The following is a 2,124-nucleotide window of genomic DNA, read 5'->3' as shown; positions in this document are numbered from 1 at the left end:
TGCACGTCGCACAAGGCGAATCAGGGGGTAAGTACGGTGCACCACAGCACCGGAAACGAAACCGCGACAGCGGGTTTGAGGGGGTCAGCGGCAGCGGTCGCGGCTGTCAGGCGCCATGAAAAACTGCCCCCCTGGCGCCATTGAGAACTGACCCCCTTTCACAGCGAAGGAGGTCATGGATGGAAGAGGAGATCGAGCAAGCTCTGTCGGTCGAAACGGGCCGAAGGGGCGAGACGATGCTGGCGCCGCAGGAGGTGCACAAGATGCTGGCGCTGCAGGCGCTAGGCTGGGGCGCCAAGCGCATCAGCCGGGAGTTGGGGTGCAGCCGCAACACGGTGCGCGAGTACCTGCGCCGCGGTGGTTGGCGGCCGATGGAAGTGGGCGGGCGAAGCGGCGCCCTGGCGCCGCATGGTGAGTGGCTGGCCGAGCGATTGCGCCGCCACCGCGGCAACGCCGACGTCGTGCGCCAGGACCTGGCGCGTGAGCTGGGCATCGAGGTGAGCCTGCGCACGGTGCAGCGGGCCGTCGCGCCGCTGCGCCGCGAGCTGCGCGCCGAGGCGCTGGCGACGGTGCGTTATGAGACCGCGCCGGGCCAGCAGTTGCAGATCGACTTCGGAAGCACCAGCGTCATGGTGGATGGGCAGCCGCAACGGGTGCACCTGTTCGTCGCCACGCTGGGCTACAGCCGCCGCTGCTACGTGGCGGTGTTCCTGCACGAGCGCCAGTCGGCGTGGCTGCAGGGCCTGGAAGGTGCGTTGCGGCACTTCGGCGGCGTGACGCACGAACTGCTCGTGGACAACGCCCGGGCCCTCGTGGACGTGCACGACGCGCGAACGCGCGAGGTGAGGTTCAACGACCGCTTCCACGCGTTCTGCCGCTACTGGGGCGTGACACCGCGCGCCTGCGCGCCGTACCGGGCCCGAACGAAGGGCAAGGACGAGCGCGGGGTGGGCTACGTCAAGCGCAACGCGATCGCCGGCCATTGCTTCGACAGCATCGAGGCGCTGCAGGCGCACCTGACACGCTGGATGCGCGAGATCGCCGACACGCGCGTGCACGGCACGACGGGCGAGACGCCGCTGGCGCGCTTCGAGCGTGTGGAGGCCGCGGCCTTGAAGCCGTTGCCCGCCAAGGCGCCGTTCCTGCAGGTGCGCGAACTCACGCGGCGCGTGCACACCGACGCGTGCATCGAGTTGGACACCAACCGCTACAGCGTGCCATGGCGACTCATCGGCGAGAGCGTCACGGTGATCGTTGCCGAACGGCAGGTGCGGATCCTGTACGCCGGCCAGCAGGTGGCCTGCCATGCGCAAAGCCCGCTGCGGCGCACCAGCGTGATCGAGCGCGCTCACCTGGTGGGCATCGTCGGCGCACAGTTCACCGGCGTCACGTGGTTGCCGCGCATGCCGGCGCCGACACCGGCCGTGGCGCCGGAGCTGCTGCGTCCGCTGGAGCAGTACGAGGCGGCGCTCGGAGGTGGCTGGTGATGGCCGCGCCGAAGAAGGCCAAGCCGCTGGAGGTGGCCGGCGATCTGGAGCCGATGCTCACAAGGCTGAAGCTCACGGCCATCCGCGACCAGCTCGACACGCTGCTGGACCAGGCCGGCCGCGCGGAGCTGAACCTGCGCGAGGCGCTTGCGATGCTGTGCGCGGCCGAGGTGGCGCGCAAGGACGAGCGGCGCATCCAGATGGGCATGTCGATCGCCAAGTTCCCGTACGTGCGCACGCTGGAGGGCTTCGAGTACGACGCGCAGCCATCGGTGGATCCCAAGCAGATCCGCGAGCTGGCGACCTCGCGCTGGGTGGCCAACGGCGACAGCGTGCTGCTGCTGGGGCCGCCGGGCGTGGGCAAGACGCACTTGGCGGTGGCGCTGGGGCGCGAGGCCATCGTGCGTGGTTACAGCACGCTGTTCGTGCCGGCCACCGCTCTGGTGACGCAGCTGGCGCGTGCGCATGCCGAGGGGCGGCTGGAGGAGAAGTTGCTGCACTTCGCCAAGCCGAAGCTGTTGGTCGTGGACGAGCTGGGCTACCTGCCATTCGAGGCCAACGCCGCACACTTGTTCTTCCAGTTGGTCAGCCGCCGCTATGAGCGCGGCTCGATGCTGGTGACCAGCAACCGCTCGGT

Annotated in this window: 2 protein-coding genes; both read left to right on the top strand. The window is 69.5% G+C overall.

What is annotated here, in order from left to right; all coding sequences use genetic code 11:
* Window positions 1–179: 179 nt before the first annotated feature.
* Window positions 180–1,487, top strand: a complete 1,308-nt coding sequence (gene istA / locus ACIY1X_RS26215; RefSeq protein ID WP_399686541.1) for an IS21 family transposase — start codon at window positions 180–182, stop codon at window positions 1,485–1,487.
* On the top strand, window positions 1,487–2,124 hold a 638-nt coding region (gene istB / locus ACIY1X_RS26210), incomplete at its 3' end, for an IS21-like element helper ATPase IstB (protein ID WP_399686539.1). The genes istA and istB, both read left to right, overlap by 1 nt.

Origin of the sequence: Xenophilus sp., assembly GCF_044462705.1 — a bacterium.
In the GTDB taxonomy this organism is placed as follows: Bacteria; Pseudomonadota; Gammaproteobacteria; order Burkholderiales; family Burkholderiaceae_C; genus Xenophilus; species Xenophilus azovorans.
The sequence above is the reverse complement of the archived record's forward strand: the minus strand, read 5'-3'. Positions and strand labels throughout refer to the sequence as shown.